Raw genomic sequence first — 19,314 nt, 5'->3', positions numbered from 1 at the left:
GAAAGTAGATGCGGTGTCCAAAATGTAACAGTATAAAATCTAGCGTTGTAGATAGTCGTCAAGCAGAAGATGGCAACACCATTCGTCGCCGTCGCGAATGTGAATCCTGTGAACATCGCTTCACAACCTACGAACGAATTGAAGAAAAAACCCTTGTGGTTGTAAAAAAAGACGGAACAAGAGAACAGTTTTCACGTGAAAAGATCTTCAACGGAATTATTCGTTCTGCGCAAAAACGTCCTGTATCCAGTCATGAGATTGATGAGGTGGTGAACAGGATTGAGCAGAAGGTTCGTTCCCAAAGTGATACCGAAGTGGAAAGTGATGTCATTGGAAATCTTGTAATGGAAGAATTGGTCGAGTTGGATGAAATCACTTATGTGCGCTTTGCCTCCGTTTATCGTTCCTTCAAAGATGTGGGAGAACTGGAAAATCTCTTGAAACAAATTACCAAAGGACACAAGCAGAAGGGAAATTAGTGCGTGATGAAGCCAAATGATCAGTTTAGCCTACTCAAGCGCCAGGCTTTTCTTGCAGATTATAGTAGTTTGAGCCTTCTTTATCAGCCCATTATGGGGGCGGATGCTTTCTTGGTTTATCATTTTCTCCTAGCAAGTTATGAGCAAGGGCTTAGCAATCAGCCTTTTTCAAGAATTCTCAACCATCTAGACTTGGGAATGAATCGCTTGGAACAGGCACTGGATGTCTTGACCGCCCTTGATTTGTTGGATGTGTACAACAAACAAGAAGTCTTTCTTTTGGAATTAAAGGCTCCTTTAGCTGAGGTGGCTTTTATGGGCAAACCCCTTTTGAAGCAACTCTTGCGCAAAAAAATTGGGGATTTTGCTATGGCGACAGGTCAGCAAAGTCCTGATAGCTCTTGGCAAAAAGTGTCGAAGAAGTTTTCGGATGTCTTTTCAGAAATTGGGCAGGTCAAAGAGCTTGTTCCAGCTCGTAAGGGCTTTGACTGGGATGCCTTCCGAAATCTGATGCGTCGAGATAAATTAGCCTTTCAAGATGAGGCGGAAGACGTCATTGCCCTGACTCATTTGGCCGACAGTCTAGGCCTATCCTGGTTAGAACTCTATCAGTTGGCCAAGGAAACGGCTGTCCAGCACCAGATTTCTCTGGGCAGGCTACAAAGCCGACTTCAACAAGGTGGTGAGACAGGGCAGTTGAATCGTCAGGAAGAGGCTATTTTGGCGGAGGCAAAATCAAAATCCAGTCTCGAATTTCTCCGTCTTTTGAAAGCTAGTCGTAAGGCTGGGCTACTTGATGCTGAGCGGTCTTGTCTAGCTAGTCTTGCCAAGGAAGGTCACTTGGATGAAGTTATCAATGTAGCGGTCCTTTACACCTTTAATAAGATTGATTCTGCCAATCTTAATACCAAGTATTTGGTCAAGCTAGTCAATGAGTTTTCCTACAAGGGCATCCATTCGGCAAAGGCAGCGATTCTTTTTTTGAGGGAGAATCGACAAGCTACAAGAACAAGGACACAAGCACGGACCAAAACAAGTCCAACTTCAAATGTTCCAGAATGGAGCAAGCAAGAAGTGAATACAGAACAAACGATAGAAGGTCAAGCCCAGCTAGCTGACCTCTATCGTCAATTTGAAGAAATGGAAAATAAAGGAGGTGGCCAATGAAATCAGTTCAAGATAATATAGAACACAAACAGTCTCCGGTTCGTCAGTCCTATGAACAGCTGGTGGCAGAAATCATGCAGGACAAGGATGTGGCGGAGTTTATCCGTCAACATGGACTCAATCAGGATGAAATTGGTCGCTCCATTTCCAAATTTTATGAATTTATCAACGAACGCAACAAGTTTCAGTCGCAGGATGATAGCTACATTGCCAAGGGCTACCAGCCTGTCCTGGTCATGAATCAGGGCTATGCGGATGTGTCTTATCTGGAGACTGCTGAGTTGGTGGAGTTACGAAAACTGGAAGCCATTAAAGATCGGATTCAGTTGATTAATATGCCAGCTAGTTTGAAAAATGTGACCATTGCAGACTTGGACCGTCAGGATGAAAACCGTGTGGGGATTATGCTGGCTATTTCCGATTTTGTTAAGCGGGTCGGTCAAGACAACAAGGGTATCTATCTCTACGGGACCTTTGGTATTGGCAAAAGCTACCTCATGGCATACTTGGCCAATCTCCTTTCTAAGACGCACCTGCTGTCAACCACCATGCTTCACTACCCAACCTTTGTGGTGGATATTAAAAATGCAATTAAGGACGGGTCGGTCAAGGATCGGATTGATGAGGTTAAGACGGCTCAGGTCTTGGTCTTGGATGATATTGGTGCGGAGCAGCACAGTTCGTGGATTCGGGACGATGTCTTGCAGGTTATCCTCCAATATCGGATGCAGGAAAATCTGCCGACCTTCTTTACTTCCAACTTCTCTTTTGCAGATTTGGAGCGGCATTTTTCAGCTGGTAAGTCAGGGGACGAGACCTGGCAGGCTAAGCGGGTTATGGAACGGATTCGTTTCCTAGCTCAAGAAATGCACTTACAGGGGGTCAACCGCCGATGAATGAAACCATTGATTTGATGTTGAGCCACAGCTCTGTCCGTCGTTTTACGGAGGAGCCGATTGAGGCGGAGCATTTGGAAGCCATTATCACAGCAGGGCGAGCTGCGTCCAGCTGGAAAAATTTCCAATCCTATTCCATTATCGTCGTGCAGTCCGAGGTCAAAAAACTGGCCCTCTATGAGTTGGTACCTCAGCCAGCCATCTTGCAGGCTCAGGCCATTTTTCTCTTTGTGGGCGACCACAACCGTGCCAGCAAGGCAGCCCAATTTCACGGGACTGACTTTGATGCCAAGGGAACGGAGAACATCTTGATTTCCTCGGTAGATGCAAGCTTGGCAGGTCAGAATGCCCTTTTGGCAGCTGAAAGCTTAGGTTATGGTGGGGTCTTTATCGGCATGATTCGCCATAAGGCTTTGGCAATAGCAGAGCTGTTCAGCTTGCCAGACTATACCTATCCGATTTTCTGCATTGCACTAGGTCGGCCAGCCCAAAACCACCCTGTCAAACCACGTTTGGCAAGCGAAGCTATTGTCTTCCAGGAAGAATATGTGGAGCAAGGTGTGGAGACTATTAAAGCCTACGACCAGGTTCAGACAGACTATGCAGGTGCTCGCCAGACAGAAACTTGGTCGGAACGTCTGATTGCCCAGTTTGGTCAAGAAGAGCAACCTGAAACCAGGGCTATTTTAGAGAAACATAAACTATTGTAAACTAGAAGAGGAGGAGCCATGGCTCTACCAACTATTGCCATCGTTGGACGTCCCAACGTTGGAAAATCAACTTTATTTAACCGAATTGCAGGGGAGCGGATTTCCATTGTCGAAGATGTGGAAGGCGTGACTCGTGACCGTATCTATGCTACTGCAGAGTGGCTCAACCGCAAGTTTTCGCTGATTGATACAGGTGGTATCGATGATGTGGATGCTCCTTTTATGGAGCAAATCAAGCACCAGGCTGAGATTGCTATGGATGAGGCGGATGTCATTGTCTTTGTCGTATCAGGTAAGGAAGGTGTGACTGATGCGGATGAATACGTATCACGTATCCTTTACAAGACCAATAAGCCAGTCATTCTGGCTGTCAACAAGGTTGACAATCCTGAGATGCGAAATGATATCTATGATTTCTATTCACTAGGCCTTGGGGATCCCTATCCTGTATCTTCTGTACACGGTATCGGAACAGGGGATGTCTTGGATGCTATTGTGGACAATCTTCCAGCGGTGGAAGCGGAGGAAAATCCAGACATTATCAAGTTCAGCTTGATCGGTCGTCCCAATGTTGGTAAATCAAGTTTGATTAACGCTATTTTGGGTGAGGACCGTGTGATTGCCTCGCCTGTTGCGGGAACGACCCGTGATGCCATTGATACCCATTTTACAGACCCAGAGGGTCAGGAATTTACCATGATTGACACAGCAGGTATGCGCAAGTCTGGTAAGGTTTATGAAAATACAGAGAAATACTCTGTTATGCGTGCTATGCGTGCCATTGAACGCTCAGATGTTATACTCATGGTCATCAATGCAGAAGAAGGCATTCGTGAGTATGACAAACGCATCGCAGGCTTTGCCCATGAAGCTGGTAAGGGGATGATTATCGTCGTTAACAAGTGGGACACGCTGGAAAAAGACAACCACACCATGAAGAAATGGGAAGATGATATTCGCGACCAGTTCCAGTATTTGTCTTACGCACCGATTATCTTTGTATCGGCCTTGACCAAGCAGCGCTTGCATAAGTTGCCTGAGATGATTAAGGCCATTAGCGAAAGCCAGAATACCCGTATTCCGTCGGCTGTTCTCAACGATGTCATCATGGATGCCATTGCCATTAACCCAACACCGACCGACAAGGGCAAACGCTTGAAAATTTTCTATGCGACCCAGGTTGCGACCAAGCCACCTACCTTTGTGGTCTTTGTCAACGAAGAAGAGCTCATGCACTTCTCCTACATGCGTTTCTTAGAAAATCAAATCCGCAAGGCCTTTGTCTTCGAAGGAACACCGATTCATCTGATTGCACGAAAACGGAAATAAGAACCTGTATTCACAGTTCAGTACTTCCATCTAAGGCTAGTTTTCAGCTACTCATCGTTAGTTTTTTTCAAAATACAGTCAGTATTCCCTCAAAAAACTGCCTTGATTAGCAAAAAACTATCTCTTATAGTCAAGCACTTCGCTTGTGAATACAGGTTCTAAAAAGAGGGAAACCTCTTTTTTCTTTGCACGCTATGTAAAAAATGCTACAATGAAAAAAGGAGGTGATTCCATGATAGCGGGCAATGTCATTCTAATGTTGTTTGCATTTCTAACAGTTCCGGCTCTTCTACTAGTAGACTATGAAGATAAGCAGTACAAGCCCTTTGGCCTTCGTTACTGGTTTGGAGCCTTTGCGTGTATATTGGTGTTTTTTGTGACTCTTTTGGTTTATTTTGTAACCTACGCAGTTGGATCCATCATGGTTTTCAACCATTTTGACAGGTTCTTGGTTGGTATCTTTCTTTTCTTGGTATTTGGGGCAAGTGTGTTGACGATTTTACTGGCTAGGGCTATCAAAACCTTAATTCGACGGACCAAGTATTATCAGCAGATGAAATAAGGGGATCGACCATATGGAAATAATCGGTGAAGTCTTGGTGGAGTTTTTGACTGGATTGGCAGACTTTGATGAAAGAAAGCACCCACCCTTTGGCCTTCGTTACTGGCTAGGATGGCTAGCAGTGGTGGTCAATCTTTTGTTGCTTGGCTTTCTTGGCTTTGTAACGGTCGTTTTCTTCCTAGTTTTTATGAAAGGAGGGGACTGGCTTCTCCTTGTTTCGGGTCTTCTTTTGGCCCCCGCTCTGTTCTTTTGGTTTTTGAAAACCATGGGCCATATCAGGAAAATGTGGCGGGTGACCCTCTATTATAAACAGCTTTCTTAAGAACACCAGTTGGAAAACGGGTGTTTTTTCTATGCCTGGCCCAAGAGTTCTATTTGAAAATATGCTATAATGAAAAGATACAATTTAGTTATGTGACGAGTTGTTGGCTGGGAGTAGAAAAGGAGAGGCGATGGGAAAATTAATGCCGGGTCGGATTCGACAAGCTGGAATTGATCTCTACGAGGCTGGGCATCTTCGGTTGAAAACTGTTCAGGACAAGCGATTTGTATTTGATTGTCAGGGTGTTGAAGTCGAGTATGATTTGAGGGGACAAGAGGTGGTTTGTCAATGCGCAGATTATGGTCTGCGGCGATACTGCCTGCACCAAGCAGCGGTAGAATACTATTTTAACAATCATCCGGAAGGCAAGATGCAGCTACATGCCCATCAGGAGGAGGTGGCTTTGCAGGAGGAAATTCTAGAGGAGAATCCCTTTATTGAAAGCCTAAAACGCCCCTATGAGGATGGACGGTGGACCTATCGATTGTCTGTCCATGGGCAGGTCATGGCCTTTGAGAAAACCATTGATTGGACCTTGAAGATTTCCCGCTATCCAGATGATAAATGGTATGTTGTCCGTGATATAGGAGCCTTTTTGAAAGTAGTAGCCAACCAAGGAAATTACCAATTTGGGAAGCACTATTTTGAGCAGTTGACCTATGCTGATTTTGATCAGGCTAGTCAGTTTTTTTTGGATTTTTTAGATCGCTTGCAGCCCAATCGTGTCCGCTTGGATGATCCGATTTTTGTCAATATGGGTCGGCATCTGCGCTTGCCTCTAGTCGCCTTTGAAGAAGGGGTAGAACTAATGCAGGACTTGGCTGATTTTCAATTTGAACACCAACTAAAGGCCTATGACGCGGTTGCCGTTGGAAACTTGCAGGCTGACCAGGAACTGTATCGTTTTCAGGTCAAGGTGGATACTAACCACTTTTTGGTGGTATTTGAAGAAAAGCCTGTCTTGGAACTGTATAAGGGACGCTTTTTGCTCGTTGGCAATCAATTATATCTGGTCAGCCGACAACAGGAGCGGATTCGGTCCGTTTTGCTCTCCTATTTGGACCTCTCATCTGGTCAGGGGCAGGTGCGTGTGGAGTTTCGAGATCAAGCTCAGCTGGCCTTGATTTTGCTTGATTTAGCCCAGTTAGGTCCTGTTGTAGCTCCCAAACAATTTGAAATTCGTGATTTTAAACCAGAGTTTCACTTTGATCAAACAGAGTCTGGGGAGATCAGCTTAGCCTTGCAGCTCCGCTTTGCTCGCGTCTTAGTGACAAGTCGCGAAGAACTGGACCAACTACCCTTTGCTAGTCATAAGAACCATTTGGATGCTGTCTTGGATATGATGGACAAGGCTGGATTTGTCGGAGATTTTCAGGCCCTACATGCCCCAATGTCAGGCGCAGATCTGTATCGTTTTTTCACTCAAAAACTGGAGCAGTTTTCTAAGATGGGCTTGGTTCACTTGAGTCCGAGCCTGAAGGCGCTTCAGGTCAGCCCAAGTCCTAAGATTCAGATTGAGAAGGGTCAAGGTTTGTTGCAGGTTCTCTTTGATTTTGATGGGATTGACCAGGAAGAAGTAGATGCAGCTCTGTCGGCCTTGTTTAGCCAGGAGGCCTATTATTCAACCAGGCAGGGGAAGTTGTTGGTTTTTGATCAGGAGACTCGCGCCATCAGTCAAACCTTGCAGGAGTTGCGGATTGGTCGCATGCGCAAGGGTGGCCTGTCGGTGCCTTCTTTTAGAGCCCACCAGTTGGCAGAGAGCTTGGCAGGAAGGGGAGACATAGCTTTTTCTAAGGAATTCCTAGAGATGGCACGTTATCTAGCGCGGCCAGAGGGCTTCCCTATGCCAGAAGTTCAGATTACGAGCCAGTTGAGGGATTACCAAAAAGTAGGTATTCAATGGCTTGCAAGCTTAGATCATTTTGGTTTTGGCGGTATCTTAGCCGATGAGATGGGGCTAGGAAAGACCCTGCAAACCATTGCCTTTCTGTCTACCAAGAAGCCAACAGATGGCAAGGTGTTGATCTTGGCGCCATCGAGTTTGATCTATAACTGGCAGGATGAATTTCATCAATTTGCTCCCCACATGGACCTGATGGTGGTCAACGGGAGTAAGGACCAGCGTGTTTCCTTGCTATCGGAAGAACACCATGTTTATGTGACCAGCTATACTGCCTTTCGTCAAGATGTGGACGAATACAAAAACAAGTCCTTCCACTACCTATTCCTGGATGAAGCCCAAGTGATGAAAAATACTCAGACCAGGATAGCACAGCTCTTGCGGAATTTTGAAGTGGAAAGGGTTTTTGCCCTATCAGGAACACCGATTGAAAACCGGCTGTCCGAGTTGTGGTCCATTTTTCAAATTGTTTTGCCTGGTTTATTGCCTAGCAAGAAAGAATTTTCCAAACTTACTGCCTCTGCGGTTTCCAAGCTGATTCAGCCCTTTGTCCTTAGAAGGCGAAAAGAGGATGTATTGGTGGAATTGCCTGATTTGATTGAATCGAAGGTTATTTCAGAACTAACAGATCAGCAAAAATCTCTTTACTTGGCCCAGTTGGAACAAATTCGATCGGGCTTGTTAGATAGTGGAGATGAGGCCTTGCAAAAGAGGAGAATTGAAATTTTGGCTGGCATTACCCGCTTGAGGCAAATTTGTGATACGCCGAAACTGTTTATGGATTCCTATCAAGGAGACAGTGGAAAGTTAGCTAGCTTGAGAGACTTGCTTGAACGGTTAAAGGCAGAGCAACACCGTGTCTTGATTTTCTCTCAATTTCGCCAGATGCTGGACTTGATTGCCCAGGAGGTGGATGATTTGGGGATGACCTCCTATCTCTTGACTGGATCAACCCCTGCAAAAGAGCGACAGGAAATGACCCAGGCATTTAACAAGGGGAGCCGGGATGTTTTCTTGATTTCCTTGAAGGCAGGGGGAGTCGGTTTGAATTTGACTGGGGCAGACACGGTTATTTTGGTGGATTTATGGTGGAATCCGGCGGTGGAAGCTCAGGCCATCAGTAGGGCGCACCGTATGGGGCAGGAAGCTAAAGTGGAATGTTACCGCTTGATTACCAAGGGTACCATCGAAGAGAAAATTCAAGAATTACAAGCGAGCAAGGCAGAACTGGTGACTAGCGTACTGGATGGAACAGATGATCGTGCCTCCCTGTCTCTGGATGATATCCGACATATTTTGGGCCTACCCCCGGGTCAAGAAGCCAATGATTGATAGGAATTGAAGTTTGGAGTTTGCCCATAAATCAGCTTCAGAAAGATAAACTTGGTCAAAAATCGGCTTCTGTGGTATAATATCTGTTTGAAAGGATGAGAGGACTATGAATAGCCAGAATCGTTTTCCAGTGATTGCAGACCATGAAAACGTCGTCGAAACGCGACCGGTAATGGATCTGTACGATGAAACAGACTTAATCAGTAATATCCGAGGAAACTACCAGGACCGTTTTTTTGATGGGCCTGTGTCAACGGACCATCCAGAAAAGGAAAATCTAGTACAGGACGGTCCATCAGAGAGGGACTTGCTGCCGCCTTTGTTTGAAGTGAAGCCAAGCCCATATTCTCGTAAGGAACGGTTGGCCAAGCCGATGGTCAAAACAGAGACACGAGGCGAAGCCTTACCAAAGACACAGGGACAATTGGCGCGTGAGCAAGCTAGGGAAGACATCAAACGGAAAAAATCGGCTAGTTATTTGAAAAATGACAAGCCTCATCCAGCTAAGGTCTTCAAAAAAGAACGGCCAGTAGACCAGCCTCAAAAGCTGAGTCAGGAACTAGCTGACTTAGCAAACAGACTACGTCAAGAAAATTACATCTTGGCAGACCTACCACCTGTTTACTCTTTGAAAAAAGAAGATAGGGAACAAGAACAGGAAAAACCACGCAACTCCTATGATTTCTTGAGGAAGAGTCAGGTATACAATTACCCAGAGCGGAAATTTCAAAAAGAACGCCGCCTGGCCCAAGAATTGAATTTAACACACATGGAAGAGGAAATCTAATGACAAAAACCTATCATTTTATCGGGATTAAGGGTTCAGGGATGAGTGCCCTAGCGCTTATGTTGCACCAGATGGGTCACAAGGTGCAAGGAAGCGATGTTGAGAAATATTATTTTACTCAGCGTGGTTTGGAGCAAGCAGGAATTGCAATCCTTCCCTTTGATGAGAAGAACATCACAGCTGGTGTCGAATTGATCGCTGGAAATGCCTTCCGCCCAGATAATAACGTAGAAATTGCCTACGCCGACGCTCAAGGCTTGTCTTACAAACGCTACCATGAATTTCTGGGTGAATTTATGAAGGACTTCACTAGTCTTGGGGTAGCAGGTGCACACGGTAAAACTTCAACAACAGGTCTCTTGGCCCATGTCATGCGTAACATTACAGATACCTCTTTTTTGATTGGAGATGGTACAGGTCGTGGCTCCGCCAATGCCCAGTATTTCGTCTTTGAGTCTGATGAGTATGAGCGTCACTTTAAACCTTACTATCCTGAATACAGCATCATTACAAACGTTGACTTTGACCACCCAGACTATTTCACCAGCTTGGAGGATGTCTTCAATGCCTTTAATGATTATGCTAAACAGGTGAAAAAAGGACTCTTTCTGTATGGGGAAGACGAGCAACTCCGTCAGATTACAGCTCAAGCGCCGATCTATTACTACGGTTTTGGTGAGGATAATGACTTTATTGCTTATGATTTGAAACCTTCAACAACAGGTTCTCAGTTCAAGATTCGTCATGGTGAGAAAGAGCTTGGTGAATTCCAAATTCCGACTTTTGGCAAGCACAATGTCATGAATGCAACCGCAGTCATTGCTAACCTCTATGTGGCTGGATTTGACTTGAACTTGGTAGCGGAACATTTGAAAACCTTTGGTGGAGTCAAACGTCGTTTTACAGAGAAAGTGGTCAACGATACGGTCATTATTGATGACTTCGCCCACCATCCAACCGAAATTATTGCTACCATTGATGCAGCACGTCAGAAATACCCAAGTAAAGAGATTGTGGCCATTTTTCAACCGCATACCTTCACACGGACCATTGCTCTTTTGGATGAGTTTGCAGAAGCCCTCAATGATGCAGATGCAGTTTATTTAGCACAAATCTACGGGTCGGCGCGTGAAACTGATAATGGTCAGGTAAAAGTGGAAGATTTGGCAGCTAAAATCAATAAAAAAGGTGGGCTGGTAACAGTAGAAAATACTTCACCGCTCCTTGACCATGACAATGCAGTCTATGTCTTCATGGGAGCAGGGGATATTCAATCCTATGAGTATTCCTTCGAGCGCTTGCTGTCCAACCTAGCTAATAATGTTCAATAGGAATAGAGCAGAGACAGGGGTCAAGCCTCTGTCTTTGCTTGCTAGAAAGGAAACAATATGCAGCTACGATTATTGACAACAGAAGATGAGGCGGCGCTTCTGGCTTTGGAAGAGGCCAGTTTTGTTGCGGAAGAGCGAATTTCGCCAGCTGTCCTTGCGTCGTTTGCAAGTAACTCATCTACTTCTTTAGTGGTAGAGGACCAAGGTCAAGTTTGTGCCTTTTTATTGACCAGGCCGATTGTGGGCTGGGACCTGACCGACCAAGTCTATTTCCAAGAAGTAAGGGCAGACGAAGCAGGAAGTTGCCTAGCCGTTGCGAGTTTAGCTGTTGCCAAATCCTACAAGGGGCAAGGTTTGGGTAGCCTATTATTAGCCAGTTTGAAGGACTTAGTGGTCAATCAAGGTTGGGAAGGCATCAGCTTGACCTGCCATGAAGAACTACTTTCCTTTTATACGATGAATGGATTTGAAGATTTAGGAATTGGTTTGTCACAATTTGGGGGGGCATCTTGGTACCAAATGCGGTGGAAAGCCTGATAAATAAAGGAAGCTCTTGATTTTGTTAGGTTTTTAAGATATAATAAAAGGTAATTGTGTGAAAGGAGTTTAATTGTGAGCAACGATTCAAAAGAAAAGAACACACAATCTTCCAATTTTCGTGAACAAATTTTACGGGATTTAGAAGAATTAAAGCAAAAAAGATTAAGAGAGGCCCAGGGACAGGTTCAAACGGAATCCATTGATTTGCAACCAGAACCGCTTGTTGAAGACCATCTTCCAGTTGAGGAGATTGTTGTACCTGAGCCAGTTGCAGTAGATGAAGCCGTTTTACCAGGTGATCAGCCAGTGACTCCGATAGTTGAGGAATTAGGCGAACCAGCGGTAAAAATCGATACGATTGCATTTGAGGAAGAAGTACCGGTTGTAGTGAAGCAGTCAGAGCCAAGTGCAGCGGTTACTTCAGTAGATGCTACAAGTTCTGAAGCTAGACCTGAATTTGATAACACAGTTGAACGAAATATTTCTGAGTTGCGTTCAATGGCTGAGAACTTTGAGCGTTCCGTTCCAAGTCCAATTCCAGTTTCCGATCCAGTTGTTGAATCTCTTGAAGCAACACCTCAGGCTGTGGGAGAAACGGAGTTGGATAAGACTATCGTGCCTCCTGTTCCAGCTGGTAATTCACAAATGGCGAAAACAGATTCTGAGACACCAAGACGCCGTAGCACAAAACAAGTTCGTAAGAAAAAAGATAAGGCTGCTAAGCGCATCGTTTCTGTTGTAATGTTAGTAACCGTCTTAGCCTTGATTTTGACAGCTGTTTCAGGTTATTTCTACGTTAAATCTAGCTTGGAGCCTATCAATGCCAGTGCAACGGAGACAGTGCAGGTTGAAATTCCGGAAGGTTCATCAACGAAAAAAATTGCAGAAATCCTCCAAGACAACAACTTGATCAAGAATGCAACCATTTTCAACTACTATTCAAAATTGAAGAGCTACAACAATTTCCAAAGTGGTTTCTACAATTTGAGCCAAAGTATGTCAGTAGATGACTTGGCAAAAGCCTTGCAAGAAGGTGGTACACCAGTAGCGGAAGATCCAATCGCTGGTAAGGTCTTGGTGGTCGAAGGTTATACACTAGAGCAAATCTCGAAGTCTGTAACAGACAATGTCTATACAGATGACACAACGGATACAACACCATTTACTGCTGAAGAGTTTATGGCAACAGTGCAAAACCAAGACTTTATTGCACGTATGGTAGCAGCTTACCCAACTTTGTTTGCCAGCTTGCCAGCAGCAGATTCTGGTGTTAAATACCAATTGGAAGGCTACCTCTTCCCAGCAACCTATGATTATACAGCTGATACAACAGTTGAAGGCTTGATTGAGCAAATGATTGCTGCAATGGATGCCAACTTGAAGCCTTACTATGAGAGCTTGGCAGCCAAAGGCTTGGATGTTAATTCTGTGTTGACCATGGCTTCCTTGGTTGAAAAAGAAGGTTCGACAGATGAAGATCGTCGCAATATCGCAAGCGTCTTCTACAACCGTATCAATGCAGGTATTCCACTTCAATCTAACATTGCAATTCTTTATGCAATGGGCATGCTTGGTCAAGAAACAACCTTGGCACAAGATGCTGCTATCGATACAGCAATCGATTCACCATATAACATCTATGTCAACTACGGCTTGATGCCTGGTCCAGTTGATAGCCCAAGTCTATCAGCTATCGAAGCAACAGTAAATCCAAATACAACCGACTACTACTACTTTGTCGCAGATGTAACGACAGGAACTGTTTACTTCACAAACTCTTATGAGGAACACTTGGTCAACGTTGAAACATACGTGAACAGCAAGCTAAACAATTAGGAGTCTATCCCGTAACAAAATTATGTGGTTTTGCCACATAATTTTGTTTTCGTATTTTATGAACTTAATAAAACAAAATTAAAAAGGAACTATCATGGCAGAAAAAACCTACCCTATGACCCTTCTTGAGAAGGAAAAATTGGAAAAAGAATTAGAAGAACTAAAATTGGTTCGTCGTCCAGAAATCGTTGAACGTATTAAAATCGCGCGTTCTTATGGAGACCTTTCAGAAAACTCTGAATACGAAGCAGCCAAAGATGAGCAGGCTTTTGTCGAAGGTCAAATCTCAATGATTGAAACGAAGATTCGTTATGCTGAAATCGTTAACTCAGATGCGGTTGCTGCGGACGAGGTCGCTATTGGCAAGTCTGTAACGGTTCAGGAAGTTGGCGAAACAGATGAGGAAGTTTACCACATTGTTGGTTCGGCGGGTGCAGATGCTTTTGCAAACAAGGTTTCCAATGAAAGTCCAATTGGACAAGCCTTGATTGGTAAAAAGACAGGTGACCTGGCTACTGTTGAAACCCCTGTTGGTAGCTACCAGGTAAAGATTTTGAAGGTTGAAAAATCAGTATAAGTCACTAAAGCGGAGTTGGGTATGAGCCTGGCTCCGCTTTAGTGACTCTTTATCTGCAATAAGAGAGGATATATTATCCAATAACTTTAATGCACTAACGGTTTATCTCTACTTTTTTCTGGTTGAGAAGATGAAATTGGGAAATATCTCGCGATCAAAACTTGCCCACATCCTTTAGAAATCTTATCAATAGATTAAAAAATAGAATGGTAGAATTTTTTGTAACTGGATTAATATCTATCCAATTATATGATTTAGCTTGAGCCCAGGTGGGCTGGCAAGCGTAAAATGTTTCCATTGCATTAATATTGACATAAATACCAGTTCACAAGGATTGGTTTCGATAGAGATTCTGAATAACTACATATGTTCAAGCATTGAAATTAATTAAGAGATATTTGAAATAGATACATTGAGTGAAAATATTATTCATGCAATATTCGTACTTGAACCAACTTTTGCTCAGTTGGAGAAGGAAACTAGTATGCTTTTGTAATTTTTGTTTTATGGAAAACCTATTTTACAATTTGGCTCTTGCAACTCGGGTAAATCGAGGCCAAATCTTTCGCCTGACAGTGGCATACTTGGTGGATCCTGTATTAGCTATTAATTACAAGTAAATGCTATATATCTACTTTCATTCTGAGAAAATAGATAGATTTATCATTTGCTAATCTCTTAGATATTGATTTGTTCTAGAAAAAACGATTGAGGGTACTGTATTTTGTTGAATAGGATATATTTTTGTCCATAAAAAAAGACTCCATAAACACCTAGATAAACCTAATTCGGTGGGTATGGAGTACTGTTTTAGATATTAGCGTGACCGCTGCTTGCCAGCGTTACGGTTTTGTTTTTTGTTTTCAATCGTTTGGGCAGCAGACGGTGTAACATCTTTGACCTTGCCTTGAACTGGTTTGAGAGGTTTGTTTTTCATTTCCTCTTCCACTTCTTGGCGAATTTTTGGTTTGATAATAAAGTTCGTGATGGCTTGTTGTAAGAGACCGAAGATACCTCCGACTACCCAGTAAAGGGTCACACCAGCAGGAGAAACCATAGAGAAATAACCAATCATCAGTGGGTTCATATACATCATAGCACGCATCTGTTTTTTCTGTTCCTCATCCATACCAACCATCATCAGAAGGGACTGGAAGTAGTAGAGAATAGCAGCGACAGCTGTCAAGACTATGCTAGATGAGCCAAGATCAATTCCCCAAAAGCTAGCTTCTGAGATACCTGGTGTATGGCGAGCTGCAAAGTAGATAGCAGAGAAGAAGGGCATCTGGATGAGGAGCGGTAGGCAACCCATACCACCAAGAATGCTAACTCCGTACTCTTTTTGAGTAGCCATGAGTTCTTGTTGGGCAGCCAGTTGCTCTTCTTGTGAGCTAGCATTTCGCATCCTCTCCTGGATAGGAGCCAAGATTGGCTTGAGGTAGTTCATCTTTTCAGATTGATATGCCGCTTTTTTGGACTGGTAGATACCAAGTGGTAGAATAACCAGACGGACCAAGATGGTCACGATGATAATCGCAAGTCCAAAGCCCAAACCTTGATTTTCAGCAAAGAAGGTAATCAAGTTGGACATGGGTTGACCGAGCAGATTCCAAACAAGACCAGTCGGGTTACCATTTGAGTCTGTGCTCACGCAACCAGATAGAATAAATAGTGTTGCCAGGCTAAGCCCTGACAAGTAGAGACGTTTTGATTGTTTCACCTTGTAAACTTTCCTTTTCTTAATGTCATGATACTGTCTATTGTACTTTTTTTGCAAAAAATATACAAGTTTTACCTATGGCTGACCTGAAAATCGTCATAGTCAGAAAAATTAGCCAAGGTTGCATCTAGGTAAGTGACCTTGGACATGCGGGACGGGCCTTTTCGGATTTCATGGATAAAATAGCTGAGCTTCTCACTATTTTCAGACTGGACAAGGATGGTGACAGTACCATCTTCATTGTTCCAAACTCGTCCATAGATATCTCCAATTTCCAAGGCTAGATAATAAACGGACCAGCGAAAACCAACTCCTTGAACTCGACCAGAAACAATTAATTTCAGCTTTCTCATAGGTTTCTCCTTTTGACAAGTTCCTGACTTTATTATATCATGATTGCAAAGTGAAAGAAATGAGGAAACTATGGAAATTATCCGTTCCAAGGCCAATACAAGTATCAAAGAAGCTAAAAAATTACATCAAAAAAAATACCGAACATCTTCCTATCTGATCGAAGGCTGGCATCTTTTAGAAGAAGCGCAAAAAGCAGGAGCTAAGATTGAACAAGTTTTTGTTGTGGAAGAATGGGCCGATAGGGTGGCAGATTTGCCAAAAGTGAAAGTCGTGAGTCCAGAAATCTTGCAGGATTTAGCAGACAGCCCATCTCCCCAAGGTGTTGTTGCCCAGATCAGTCTTCCGACTCTGGATTTGCCAGAGCAATTAAGGGGACGTTATTTAGTATTGGAAGATGTCCAAGATCCAGGCAATGTCGGCACCATGATTCGAACAGCAGATGCTGCAGCCTATGATGGGGTATTCTTGTCAGATAAGTCAGCAGACATTTATAGTATGAAGGTCTTACGTTCGATGCAGGGGAGTCATTTTCACCTTCCGGTTTACCGTATGCCGATAGCGGAGCTCCTGACGCATTTGCAGGAAAATCAGGTTCAGATTCTGGCAACGACCCTATCGAGTCAGTCGGTCGACTATAAACAAGTGCAGCCACAGGGTAGCTTTGCCTTGGTTATGGGAAATGAAGGTCAGGGGATATCAGAGCAGGTTGTGACTGCTGCAGACCAGCTGGTTCATATCTCTATGCCAGGACAGGCGGAAAGTCTAAATGTTGCTGTTGCGGCTGGTATTTTAGTCTTTAGCTTTATTTAAGTCAAGTAGGATAAACTGTGGTATAATCTAGAAACGAGGATTGGATATGACGGTTTATAAAAACGATAAAGAATTCATGCATTATGTAGGGCGACTGCTTGATAGCCCTAAAGTTCAGAAATTAGGGAAGATTACCCATCACTATCATTCAACGCGTTTGGAGCATTCGATTAATGTCTCCTATACCAGTTATAAAATTGCCAAAAAATTTGGCTGGGATGCTCGGGCGACAGCTAGAGGCGGTCTCTTGCACGATCTCTTTTTCTATGACTGGCGAGATACCAAGTTTACACGCAGCCATGCTTGGACCCATCCACGGATTGCAGTTCGAAATGCCCGTAAGTTGACTAAGTTGAGCAAGGTTGAGGAAGATATCATCATCAAGCATATGTTTGGGGCGACCTTGGCGCCTCCTCGCTATAAGGAAGCTTGGGTTGTGACCTGTGTGGACAAATATTGGGCAGTCCGTGAAGCCACCCTTCCTCTTCAACATCGCTGGAAGAACCGAAAGATTTTACGCTTTACCTAAACTATCTCAAAGGAGTTTATATGAATAACAATCAATTTATTATCAATCAAGTTGAACAATCCGCTCTCAACCGATTCTTCGCTCGTATCTACGGTGTTGTTGCCGTTGGAATCGGAATTTCAACCCTAGTTGCCTTCTTGTCATTGACGGTATTTTGGCCGCTGACTAGCACCCTATTGACAGGTGGCAGCGTCTTTCTCATTGTAATCATGTTGGCACAGATTGCCTTGGTATTTGCTGCATCTAGCATGGCTGCGAAAAATAGTCCGCTGGCCTTGCCCATGTTTGTTGGCTATTCTGCCTTGAACGGTTTTACCATCGGCTTGATTTTACTTCGTTATACTGGTGAAACTGTCGTGACTGCTTTTCTTTCAACTGCCTTGATGTTTGTCGTGATGGCGGTGATTGGGGCCACCACTAAGAAAGATTTATCTGCCATGGGACAAGCCTTGCGAGCAGCCTTGTGGGGAATTTTTATTGCAGGTATTATCAATATTTTCTTCCGTTCGTCAGGTTTAAGCTTTGTCATGTCTATTGTATCAGTATTGGTTTTCTCAGGCTTGATTGCCTATGACAACCAACGCATCCGCCATGTTTTTGAGCAAACTGGTGGCAATGTTGGTCAGGGCTGGGTTGTCTCAATGGCCTTGCAACTTTATCTTGACTTTGTCAACCTTTTCCTCAACCTGCTTCGTATTTTCAGCAGCTTGAGCCGTGATTGATCAATTCCCACTCCTTATGAGTGGGTTTTCTCTTGTCTCTGTGCTATAATAGTTAGAAATTTATTAGATAGGATGAGACCATGACAAAAACACCATTTATTAGTAAAGAAGCCCTTGAAACCATTACCAATCAGTTTCCGACGCCTTTTCATTTGTACGATGAAAAAGGCATTCGGGAAAAGGCCCGTGCCCTCAATGCTGCGTTTTCTTGGAACAAGGGGTTCAAGGAATATTTTGCCGTTAAGGCAACACCAACGCCTGCAATTTTGAACATTCTTCGGGAAGAGGGGTGTGGTGTTGACTGTGCGACCGATGTAGAAGTGCTGATGAGTGCCAAACTTGGTTTCACCGACATCATGTTCACCTCTAACGATACACAAGCTCAGGAATTTGTCTATGCGCGTGAAGTTGGAGCAACTATTAACTTGGATGCCTACGAACACATTGCCTTTTTGAAGGATGTGGCGGGTATTCCTGAGACTGTCTGCCTCCGCTACAATCCTGGAGGGACCTTCTCTCTGGGAACAGACATCATGGACCACCCAGAAGAGTCTAAGTTTGGCATGACCAAGGACCAGCTCATGCAGGGGTATAAAGAGTTGAAAGATTTGGGAGTCAAGGAGTTTGGGCTTCATGCCTTTCTGGCTTCCAACACCGTGACCAATGACTACTATCCAGAGTTGGCGCGTCAGTTGTTCGAGCTGGCCTTGGAAATCCGTCAGGAAACAGGGGTGACGCTTGATTTTGTCAACCTATCTGGCGGTATCGGGGTCAACTATCGTCCAGACCAGGAGCCAAATGACATCGCCATCATTGGCGAAGGGGTACGTAAGGCTTATGAAGAAATTCTGACTCCAGCTGGTATGGGTGAGGTCAAGATTTTTACAGAATTGGGCCGCTTCATGTTGGCTCCCCACGGCCACCTCATCACCAAGGTTCTCCACCGCAAGGAAACCTATCGGACCTATATCGGTGTTGATGCTTCGGCTGCCAACCTCATGCGACCAGCCTTCTACGGAGCCTACCACCACATTACCAACATTACTCGCCCAGATGCCCCCATCGAAGTGGTGGATGTGGCAGGCTCCCTCTGCGAGAACAACGACAAGTTTGCGGTCAACCGTGAATTGCCACGAGCAGAAGTGGGCGACACTCTTGTTATCCATGACAGCGGAGCTCACGGCTTCTCCATGGGCTACAACTACAACGGGCGCCTGCGTTCCGCGGAGATTCTTTTGGAGGAAAATGGCGGAGCGCGCATGATTCGTCGGGCTGAAACTCCAGAAGACTACTTTGCGACCCTGTATGGATTTGAATTTGACAGGTAAGTCTTGGAAAAACGGTCTAAATTTGGTATAATAGTGTCAGTTGAGATCGGTTCTCGCTAAGCTTAAATGTATAAAGAAAAGTC

19 protein-coding genes are annotated in these 19,314 nt (G+C 44.2%); 17 read left to right on the top strand and 2 right to left on the bottom strand.

From position 1 onward, the window contains the following. Window positions 1-8 precede the first annotated feature (8 nt). From nrdR to greA, 13 genes are all read left to right on the top strand, one after another. Window positions 9-479, top strand: coding sequence for a transcriptional regulator NrdR (nrdR, locus tag J5566_RS06685; protein ID WP_208562637.1), 471 nt, complete (start codon window positions 9-11; stop codon window positions 477-479). 6 nt (window positions 480-485) lie between these two features. Beyond that, on the top strand, window positions 486-1,646 hold the full coding sequence (locus J5566_RS06680; protein ID WP_208562636.1) for a replication initiation/membrane attachment protein: 1,161 nt from the start codon (window positions 486-488) through the stop codon (window positions 1,644-1,646). Continuing rightward, entirely contained in the window at window positions 1,643-2,542 is a 900-nt protein-coding gene (gene dnaI / locus J5566_RS06675; RefSeq protein WP_208562635.1) for a primosomal protein DnaI, read from the top strand. Before J5566_RS06680 ends, dnaI begins: the two co-directional genes overlap by 4 nt. After that, window positions 2,539-3,252: a nitroreductase family protein gene (locus J5566_RS06670; protein ID WP_208562634.1), complete on the top strand. Its 714-nt coding sequence runs from the start codon at window positions 2,539-2,541 to the stop codon at window positions 3,250-3,252. The genes dnaI and J5566_RS06670 overlap by 4 nt, the downstream gene beginning before the upstream one ends. 18 nt (window positions 3,253-3,270) lie before the next feature. Continuing rightward, a complete protein-coding gene (der, locus tag J5566_RS06665; protein ID WP_208562633.1) occupies window positions 3,271-4,581 on the top strand; it encodes a ribosome biogenesis GTPase Der in 1,311 nt (436 codons plus the stop codon). Between the two features lie 232 nt (window positions 4,582-4,813). Beyond that, entirely contained in the window at window positions 4,814-5,143 is a 330-nt protein-coding gene (locus J5566_RS06660; protein WP_208562632.1) for an MFS transporter, read from the top strand. Between the two features lie 13 nt (window positions 5,144-5,156). Further along, entirely contained in the window at window positions 5,157-5,465 is a 309-nt protein-coding gene (locus J5566_RS06655; protein WP_208562631.1) for a hypothetical protein, read from the top strand. Between the two features lie 130 nt (window positions 5,466-5,595). Next, window positions 5,596-8,697: an SNF2-related protein gene (locus J5566_RS06650; RefSeq protein ID WP_208562630.1), complete on the top strand. Its 3,102-nt coding sequence runs from the start codon at window positions 5,596-5,598 to the stop codon at window positions 8,695-8,697. A gap of 106 nt (window positions 8,698-8,803) precedes the next feature. Continuing rightward, entirely contained in the window at window positions 8,804-9,484 is a 681-nt protein-coding gene (locus tag J5566_RS06645) for a hypothetical protein (RefSeq protein ID WP_208562629.1), read from the top strand. Continuing rightward, a complete protein-coding gene (gene murC, locus J5566_RS06640; RefSeq protein ID WP_208562628.1) occupies window positions 9,484-10,815 on the top strand; it encodes a UDP-N-acetylmuramate--L-alanine ligase in 1,332 nt (443 codons plus the stop codon). Before J5566_RS06645 ends, murC begins: the two co-directional genes overlap by 1 nt. Before the next feature lie 57 nt (window positions 10,816-10,872). Beyond that, complete coding sequence (locus J5566_RS06635; RefSeq protein WP_208562627.1) at window positions 10,873-11,352, top strand: GNAT family N-acetyltransferase; 480 nt, start codon at window positions 10,873-10,875, stop codon at window positions 11,350-11,352. Window positions 11,353-11,427: 75 nt separating this feature from the next. Then, the gene (gene mltG / locus J5566_RS06630; protein ID WP_208562626.1) at window positions 11,428-13,191 is read left to right on the top strand and encodes an endolytic transglycosylase MltG; all 1,764 of its coding nucleotides are present in this window, start codon (window positions 11,428-11,430) and stop codon (window positions 13,189-13,191) included. A gap of 94 nt (window positions 13,192-13,285) precedes the next feature. After that, on the top strand, window positions 13,286-13,768 hold the full coding sequence (gene greA, locus J5566_RS06625) for a transcription elongation factor GreA (RefSeq protein ID WP_208562625.1): 483 nt from the start codon (window positions 13,286-13,288) through the stop codon (window positions 13,766-13,768). 817 nt (window positions 13,769-14,585) lie between these two features. On the opposite strand, the gene yidC is transcribed toward greA, so the two are convergent. Both yidC and J5566_RS06615 read right to left on the bottom strand, forming a co-directional pair. Further along, a complete protein-coding gene (gene yidC / locus J5566_RS06620; protein ID WP_208562624.1) occupies window positions 14,586-15,488 on the bottom strand; it encodes a membrane protein insertase YidC in 903 nt (300 codons plus the stop codon). 71 nt (window positions 15,489-15,559) lie between these two features. Further along, entirely contained in the window at window positions 15,560-15,841 is a 282-nt protein-coding gene (locus tag J5566_RS06615) for an acylphosphatase (RefSeq protein WP_208562623.1), read from the bottom strand. 70 nt (window positions 15,842-15,911) lie between these two features. Between J5566_RS06615 and J5566_RS06610 the strand changes: the two genes are divergently transcribed. The 4 genes from J5566_RS06610 (at window position 15,912) to J5566_RS06595 (ending at window position 19,231) form a co-directional block, all read left to right on the top strand. Beyond that, window positions 15,912-16,652, top strand: a complete 741-nt coding sequence (locus J5566_RS06610) for a TrmH family RNA methyltransferase (RefSeq protein WP_208562622.1) — start codon at window positions 15,912-15,914, stop codon at window positions 16,650-16,652. Window positions 16,653-16,698: 46 nt separating this feature from the next. Beyond that, the gene (locus tag J5566_RS06605) at window positions 16,699-17,181 is read left to right on the top strand and encodes an HD domain-containing protein (RefSeq protein WP_208562621.1); all 483 of its coding nucleotides are present in this window, start codon (window positions 16,699-16,701) and stop codon (window positions 17,179-17,181) included. 20 nt (window positions 17,182-17,201) lie between these two features. After that, window positions 17,202-17,903 (top strand): Bax inhibitor-1/YccA family protein, encoded by a 702-nt coding sequence (locus tag J5566_RS06600; RefSeq protein WP_208562620.1) that lies wholly within the window; start codon window positions 17,202-17,204, stop codon window positions 17,901-17,903. 80 nt (window positions 17,904-17,983) lie between these two features. Further along, the gene (locus J5566_RS06595) at window positions 17,984-19,231 is read left to right on the top strand and encodes a diaminopimelate decarboxylase (protein ID WP_208562619.1); all 1,248 of its coding nucleotides are present in this window, start codon (window positions 17,984-17,986) and stop codon (window positions 19,229-19,231) included. The last annotated feature ends 83 nt before the right edge of the window (window positions 19,232-19,314 follow it).

This window comes from Streptococcus suis (genome assembly GCF_017601095.1).
Lineage (GTDB): Bacteria > Bacillota > Bacilli > Lactobacillales > Streptococcaceae > Streptococcus > Streptococcus suis_Z.
This window is presented reverse-complemented; position numbering and strand designations above follow the sequence as displayed.

Bases quoted from the DNA above. Each gene is read 5' to 3' on its own strand.
- J5566_RS06610 (WP_208562622.1), top strand. From the start codon at position 15,912: ATGGAAATTATCCGTTCCAAGGCCAATACAAGTATCAAAGAAGCTAAA.
- J5566_RS06595 (WP_208562619.1), top strand. From the start codon at position 17,984: ATGACAAAAACACCATTTATTAGTAAAGAAGCCCTTGAAACCATTACC.
- murC (WP_208562628.1), top strand. From the start codon at position 9,484: ATGACAAAAACCTATCATTTTATCGGGATTAAGGGTTCAGGGATGAGT.
- nrdR (WP_208562637.1), top strand. From the start codon at position 9: ATGCGGTGTCCAAAATGTAACAGTATAAAATCTAGCGTTGTAGATAGT.
- J5566_RS06645 (WP_208562629.1), top strand. From the start codon at position 8,804: ATGAATAGCCAGAATCGTTTTCCAGTGATTGCAGACCATGAAAACGTC.
- J5566_RS06615 (WP_208562623.1), bottom strand. From the start codon at position 15,841: ATGAGAAAGCTGAAATTAATTGTTTCTGGTCGAGTTCAAGGAGTTGGT.
- J5566_RS06655 (WP_208562631.1), top strand. From the start codon at position 5,157: ATGGAAATAATCGGTGAAGTCTTGGTGGAGTTTTTGACTGGATTGGCA.
- J5566_RS06680 (WP_208562636.1), top strand. From the start codon at position 486: ATGAAGCCAAATGATCAGTTTAGCCTACTCAAGCGCCAGGCTTTTCTT.
- greA (WP_208562625.1), top strand. From the start codon at position 13,286: ATGGCAGAAAAAACCTACCCTATGACCCTTCTTGAGAAGGAAAAATTG.
- J5566_RS06635 (WP_208562627.1), top strand. From the start codon at position 10,873: ATGCAGCTACGATTATTGACAACAGAAGATGAGGCGGCGCTTCTGGCT.
- dnaI (WP_208562635.1), top strand. From the start codon at position 1,643: ATGAAATCAGTTCAAGATAATATAGAACACAAACAGTCTCCGGTTCGT.
- J5566_RS06650 (WP_208562630.1), top strand. From the start codon at position 5,596: ATGGGAAAATTAATGCCGGGTCGGATTCGACAAGCTGGAATTGATCTC.
- der (WP_208562633.1), top strand. From the start codon at position 3,271: ATGGCTCTACCAACTATTGCCATCGTTGGACGTCCCAACGTTGGAAAA.
- J5566_RS06660 (WP_208562632.1), top strand. From the start codon at position 4,814: ATGATAGCGGGCAATGTCATTCTAATGTTGTTTGCATTTCTAACAGTT.
- J5566_RS06605 (WP_208562621.1), top strand. From the start codon at position 16,699: ATGACGGTTTATAAAAACGATAAAGAATTCATGCATTATGTAGGGCGA.
- J5566_RS06670 (WP_208562634.1), top strand. From the start codon at position 2,539: ATGAATGAAACCATTGATTTGATGTTGAGCCACAGCTCTGTCCGTCGT.
- J5566_RS06600 (WP_208562620.1), top strand. From the start codon at position 17,202: ATGAATAACAATCAATTTATTATCAATCAAGTTGAACAATCCGCTCTC.